The organism is Pseudaquabacterium rugosum (genome assembly GCF_038066575.1).
GTDB lineage: Bacteria > Pseudomonadota > Gammaproteobacteria > Burkholderiales > Burkholderiaceae_C > Pseudaquabacterium > Pseudaquabacterium rugosum.
Genome location: NZ_JBBUTF010000020.1, coordinates 95,489 through 102,045, shown reverse-complemented (window position 1 = coordinate 102,045; position 6,557 = coordinate 95,489). Strand labels below are relative to the sequence as shown.

Genomic DNA, 6,557 nt, shown 5'->3' with positions numbered 1-6,557 from the left:
AGCAGGGCGCGCCGGGCGCCCTTGGCCGCCGCACACGCTCGCCAGGCCTTGCACAGCCGCACAAACGGCCCTCACACCGCTCCCGCTGCGCATCGGCTCCCGCCTCCTCGCGCCACTGCTGCAATCAGCAGCCATGCGCTCCCCACGGTCGATCGGCGGTTCGTTCACGGCTTGTCAGCCCTCCAGCGCCGCCTCCAGCGTGTCGTGCAGCGCCTGGTACTCCTGCGTCAGCTTGTGGCGCGGATCCAGGTGCACCAGCGGCAGGCCGCGCTCGTGCGATTCCTTGACCAGCACGCTGGAGCGCAGACAGGGGTCGAGCACCGGCAGGCCCTCGTCGCGCAGCTCCTGCACCAGGCGGCGCGGCAGGCTGGCCCGGGCCTGGAACTGGTTGACGACGATGCCGCTGATGGCCAGCTCGCGGTTGTGGTCGGCGCGGATCTCCTCGACGTTCTCCAGCAGCGCGTAGAGCGCGCGGCGCGAGAAATCATCGCAGTCGAAGGGGATCAGGCAGCCGTGGCCGGCGATCAGCGCCGAGCGGGTGAAGAAGTTCAGCGCCGGCGGCGTGTCGATGTAGATGCGGTCGTAACGACCGAACTCGGCGTCCTCGGCTACGGCATCGAGCGCATCCAGCGCCTCGCGCAGCTTGAAGATCTTGTAGCGCGATTCCAGCTTGCCGTGCAGCTCCTCCAGCAGCGGCCCGGAGGGCATCACATGCAGGTTCTCGAAGCCGGTGGCGTGGATGAACTGCTCCGGCCCGCGGTCGCGCATCGTGAACTTCAGCGTCTGCTCGAAGTACTCGGCCACGCCCTCGCGCGCAGGCTCGCCTTCGGCCACGTCACCGAGCAGGTACTGGCTGCTGTTGCCCTGGGGATCGAGGTCGATCAGCAGCGTGCGCCAGCCAAGCTGGGCGCTGATCGCCGCCAGGTTGCACGCGATGGTGGACTTGCCCACCCCGCCCTTCTGGTTGAACACCACGTAACGCATCGCCGCCGCTCTCCTCGCAGGTCAGCCGTCGGGGCTGTCCGGCGGCCGTTCAGGATCTGTGTCGCACCCTGCACCGGCCGCCTTGCGGAACACCCGGGACAACGGCGCACGGGGCCGTCCTCGCAGCCGGCCGAGGTCGATTGTGCACCGCACCAACCGCGCGCACGCGCATCACCCGGATGCGGGTTCTCCATCAACCGGAATCAGCGTGGGGAAACCTTGCTTTTCGTCATGACACCGTCACGCAGGGCCCGCATACTTCATCCTGTCTGAGCGACAACCGACTGCACCAATGGGCAGGACACCGGAACCCGTCACCGGCGCCAGATCCGGTCAGGCTGCGAGCGAATCTCCAGCCTGTCCTTGTGCAAGGGCCACCATCGTGTGGCCCTTGGCCTTTCCGGACCGCCTGCCGCACCGATCGGGGTCGCGGCAGGCGGTCGATCCACCCGGCGGGAACGTGCGGCGCCGGCTGGCCGTCCGCCGGGCAAGACGCCGCGTTGGACGGACGTCATGGGCAACGGGCGGAGCAAACGCGGAGCGCGGCGGGGCCAGGGCCTCCTCATGCGCCCCGAAATCGTCGCCCCCGGCCCCGCCGCGCTCCGCGCCGACACGCCCTGGCATCCACGCCCCCGCACCCGTCCCCCGTCACCGACCCGCGTGCCGTGCGGCCGCCAGCGGCCAGGGTCGGGGTGGGCCACCCGACGATTTCGGAACGCATGAGGAGGGCGGCCCACCCCGATCCTGGCCGCCCGCACCGATCACCGCCCGTACCGATCACCCACCCCATCACCCGCCTGCACCGAGCCCCCACCCCGCGCATTTCTCCACGGCCGACCCGCCCGACAAAAACCCCACGCGCACGCCCGCCCGGTCTCTGGCACAATCCGCCGCTTCCGCTTCAGACCCAGGGTCAACCCTGAGTCGACGGAAACACGCTCATCCCCTCTGACCCCCTTCAAGCCGGGCCCGAGGCCGGACGCCCACCCGTGGCGCCACCGGCCCACCGTATCGGGCACCCTGGGCCACGCAGCGGACCGCAGTGCCAGTCTTCCCGGACTGGCCCGCCCGCCGACACAGCCCTGCCGCGTCTTGAGTCCCTGGTTGGCGGCGATGCCGTCGCTGTGAGGACCTTGCAGGGCTGATCAGGCCACCCACCCGCCGCCGCGCACCGCCGCAGCGCCCGGGATCCACGGGTCAGGCCATTCCAGGCTCCGCATCCGCCTGTCATGCGACTCCACCCCGGTGGTGCATGGTGCCCGAGTCGCACCGTTGCGCTGCCGAGCGGACCGCTGTCGTGCGTCCGCGCCCGCCCCCGGCTCACCCCGGGTCGCGCAGCGCATGCACACGGCAGCGATCCGCACCGGCCCACCGTGCCGGGCCCGGTGCCCGCACGACAGCCGGATCCCGACCCTAGCTGATCCATGTCTCTCGAACTGAACACCTCGCTGACCGCTGACGACCTCGACCTGGGCGCTGACGCCAGCGAGACCGACACCGGCGACACCACCGCCGTGCCGGGCGCCGCCTTCGCCGAACTCGGCCTCGACGCCTCCATCGTGCGTACCATCGTCGCCGGTGGTTACAACGACCCCACCCCGGTGCAGGCCCAGGCCGTGCCCGCCGCCCTGACCGGCCGCGACCTGCTGGTCTCCTCGCAGACCGGCAGCGGCAAGACCGCCGCCTTCGTCTGGCCCGCACTGCAGAAGATCCTCGAAGCCCGCCGCGCCGGCCGCGCCGAAAAGCGCCCGGCCCCGCAGCCGGCCGTCAGCGAGGAAGGCCAGCCGCAGGGCGAGCGCCGTGGCGCCAACCGCCCGCGTGGCGGCTTCCCGGCCCCGACCGGTCCGCGCGTGCTGGTGCTCGCCCCCACCCGTGAGCTGGCCATGCAGGTCAGCCGCGCCTGCTCCACCTACGGCCAGGCCCTGCAGGGCCTGCGCGTGGCCCACGTGGTCGGCGGCGTGCCCTACCACGCCCAGGTCAAGGCCCTGCGTGGCCCGGTCGACGTGCTGATCGCCACCCCGGGTCGCCTGCTGGACCTGATGGGCTCGGGCACCTGCCGTCTGGACGACGTGCAGATGCTGGTCCTCGACGAAGCCGACCGCATGCTGGACATGGGCTTCATCGACGACATCCAGGCCGTCGCCGATGCGCTGCCGGAAGGCCGCCAGACGCTGATGTTCAGCGCCACGTTCGCCGGCAGCGTCGGTGGCCTGGCCCAGCAGCTGACCCGTGATCCGCAGCGCATCAGCATCAACAACCACAACGACACGCACAGCCAGATCGAGCAGCGCCTGCACTGGGCCGACAGCCTGACGCACAAGAACGCGCTGCTGGAACAGCTGCTGACCGACCGCGAGATCGACCAGGCCGTCATCTTCACCAGCACCCAGCAGGATGCCGATGAGGTGGCCTGGAAGCTGGCCGACATGGGCCACGCCGTCGCCTCGCTGCACGGTGGCATGCCGCAGGGCCGCCGCAACCGCGTGCTGCAGGGCCTGCGCCAGGGCCAGCTGCGCGTGCTGGTGGCCACCGACGTCGCCGCCCGCGGCATCGACGTGCCGACCATCACCCACGTCATCAACTACGGCCTGCCGATGAAGGCCGAGGACTACGTGCACCGCATCGGCCGCACCGGCCGTGCCGGTCGCTCGGGCCTGGCGATCACGCTGGCCGAGCGCCGCGACGTCGGCATGATCCGCCGCATCGAGCGTTTCACGACGCAGACCATCACCCCGGCCGTCGTCGCCGGTCTGGAACCCAAGCTGCCGCCGCCGGCCGCGGCCGGTGCCGGCCCGCGCCGTGAAGGCTTCGGCAACCGCGGTGGCCGTGGCGGCTTCGGCGGTGGCAACCGCGGTGGCTTCGGTGGCCGTCGCGAAGGCGGCTTCTCCGGCTTCGGCCGCGACAGCTTCCGTGAGCGTGACGGCGGCGGCCAGGGCGCTCCGGCCGGCGGCGGTCGCTTCGAATCGCGCGGCCCGCGCCCGGAAGGCCGCACCGACGGCGGCTGGCAGGACCGCGGTCCGCGCCGTGACGAGGGCTTCCGCCCGGCACGCGAAGACGGCGGCGGGTTCCGCGGCGCTCCGCGTGAGGACGGCTTCCGCCCCGCCCGTGATGGGGGCGAGGCCCGCCGCTTCGACCGTCCGACCGGTGACCGTCCGCAAGGCCAGGGCTTCGGCGACCGCGGCCCGCGCGGCCCGCGTCCTTTCGGTGACCGCCCGCAGGGCGATCGCCCCTTCGGCGACCGTCCGCGTCACGCCGACGGCGGCCCGCGCGGCCAGGGTCGCGGCGAGCAGGCCGACGGCGGTGACCGTCCGCGCCGCGGCGGCAAGCCCGACTGGCGCTGAGCCCGGTCCGGCGCCGGTCGAGGCCCCGGTGCTTCGGCCGGCACGGCCTTCGGTGAACGGCCTGCCGCGGCCTCCCCGCGCCTGACCGGACCGCCTGGCGATGCCACGCGACCGCGCCGGCACCGCGCCCCCTCGAAACGCCCCCGCTCCGCGGGGGCGTTCGCGCTTCTGGCGACAATCGGCGCCCCACGTCCCGCCTGTCCGGCCCCACCGGACCGTCCGCAGCACCCCATGGCCGGCATCCACATCACCGACATCGAAGCCGCGATCAACTGGTGGCGTGCGCGCCTGCCGCACGACGAGAGCCCTGGCCACGCGCTGGCGCCCGAGGTGGCGGCCCTCGCCGAGGTCTACGCCCTGCTGGTCTACTACCACGAGGAGCTGGCCGACGAGGGCTCGATGCCGCCGGCCGCGCGGCAGGCCTGGCTGGCCTGGTACGGCCAGACGCCCGATGCACCGTGCATCGCGATCTGCTCGACCGCCCAGGGCGATGCCGTCTGCAAGGGCTGCGGCCGCCACGAGGACGAGGTGCAGGACTGGCCGGTCTACAGCCCGGCCGAGAAGCGCGCCGTCTGGCGCCGCATCACGCTCGACGGCAGCGCCTGGCGCTTCAACCGCTATGCCGAGCGGGCCGCCCTGCACGGACGGTCCGAGGGCGATGCCGCACACCCCGGGACCGGGACGCCAGGCGGGCCACCGGCCGCCGCCGCACCGGACCGCCACGCCCCCCCGCACGGCTGATTCCGCTCCCCCCACGGCGACCGCTGCCGATGCCCACTCCCGTACACCGCTTCACGGCCGATGCCCGCCGCATCCTCACGCTCGCCTGGCCGGTGATCGTCGGCCAGCTCGCCGTGCTGGCCTTCGGCACGCTGGACACCGTGCTGCTGGCGCGCCACGCGACGGCCGATCTGGCCGCGCTGGCCGTCGGCGGCTCGGCCTACATCATCGTCTTCATCGGCCTGATGGGCGTGGTGACGGCCGTCAGCCCGATCGTCGGACGTCTGCACGGCGCCGGCCGCCATGCCGAGGCCGGTCGGCAGCTGTGGCAGGCGCTGTGGCTGGCCGGCGGCCTGACGGGCATCGGTGCGCTGGCGCTGCTGTGGCCGGACGCCCTGCTGCGGGCCTCGCGGCTGTCACCGGCGCTCGACACCCAGGTGCGGACCTATCTGGCCTGGCTGGCGCTGGCCCTGCCCGCCGCGCTCGGTTTCGCCGCCTTCCGCGGCTTCTCCAACGCCATCTCGCGGCCGCGGGTGGTGATGCGCCTGCAGCTCGGCGGCCTGGCGCTGAAGGCGCCCCTGGCCTGGGCCCTCGTCGGCGGCGTGCCGGCCCTGGGTGTGCCGGCGCTCGGCATCACCGGCTGCGGCATCAGCACGGTCGTCGCGTTCTGGGCCCAGGCCCTGGCAGCCATCTGGCTGGCCCGCCGCGACCCGCAGCATCACCGCCATGCCCTGGGCGCCCGCGGCGCCTGGCGACCGGATCCGGCCGCGCTGAAGGCCCTGCTGCGGCTGGGCATCCCGATGGGTGCGGGCATCGCCGTCGAGATCACCGGCTTCGCCGCCATGGCGCTGTTCATCGCCCGCCTGGGCGAGACGGCCGTCGCCGGCCACCAGATCGCGACCAATCTGGTCGGCCTGCTGTTCATGCTGCCGCTGGGCCTGTCGCACGGCACGGCGGCGCTGGTCGCCCAACGCATCGGCGCACAGGATCTGGCCGACGCCCGACGCATCGGCCACCACGGTCTGCTGCTGGCGCTGGGGCTGGCCTTGCTGGCCGGCGGCGCGGTCTGGCTGCTGCGCGGCCCCATCGTCGGGCTCTACACCGACCGGCCGGACGTGGCCGCGGCCGCCTTGCCGCTGCTGTCCTGGGTGCTGGTCTTCCACGCCGTCGACGCGGTGCAGACGCTGACCGCCTTCGTGCTGCGCGCCTGGCACGTGGCGCTGCTGCCGATGGGGGTCTACCTGCTGGCGGTCTGGGGCGTGGGCCTCGGCGGTGGCCAGTGGCTGGCCTTCGGGGCCGATGGCGGCGCCACGGCGGCGGGGGCCTGGCTGGCGCGATGGCCTGCCGACTGGCAGGGCGCCCGCGGTTTCTGGATCGCCAGCACCGCCGGCCTGGGCCTGGCCGCGGTGACGCTGACGCTGCTGCAGTGGCGCGTCACACGGCGCGCAGCGGCGCGCGTGGCCGGCTGAGCCGATCGCGGCGGCGGGCGCGTCACGCCGCGCTGCGCCGCCA

Annotated in this window: 4 protein-coding genes; 3 read left to right on the top strand and 1 reads right to left on the bottom strand. The window is 73.5% G+C overall.

The features are described 5' to 3' along the window. Positions 1-174: 174 nt before the first annotated feature. Positions 175-984, bottom strand: a complete 810-nt coding sequence (locus AACH11_RS19765) for a ParA family protein (protein ID WP_341375986.1) — start codon at positions 982-984, stop codon at positions 175-177. Positions 985-2,408: 1,424 nt separating this feature from the next. Between AACH11_RS19765 and AACH11_RS19760 the strand changes: the two genes are divergently transcribed. The 3 genes from AACH11_RS19760 to AACH11_RS19750 all read left to right on the top strand — a co-directional run bounded on the left by AACH11_RS19760 (position 2,409) and on the right by AACH11_RS19750 (position 6,514). Beyond that, complete coding sequence (locus tag AACH11_RS19760) at positions 2,409-4,325, top strand: DEAD/DEAH box helicase (RefSeq protein WP_341375985.1); 1,917 nt, start codon at positions 2,409-2,411, stop codon at positions 4,323-4,325. Between the two features lie 231 nt (positions 4,326-4,556). Then, a complete protein-coding gene (locus AACH11_RS19755; protein WP_341375984.1) occupies positions 4,557-5,066 on the top strand; it encodes a DUF3717 domain-containing protein in 510 nt (169 codons plus the stop codon). Positions 5,067-5,095: 29 nt separating this feature from the next. Then, the gene (locus AACH11_RS19750) at positions 5,096-6,514 is read left to right on the top strand and encodes an MATE family efflux transporter (protein WP_341375983.1); all 1,419 of its coding nucleotides are present in this window, start codon (positions 5,096-5,098) and stop codon (positions 6,512-6,514) included. Positions 6,515-6,557 lie beyond the last annotated feature (43 nt).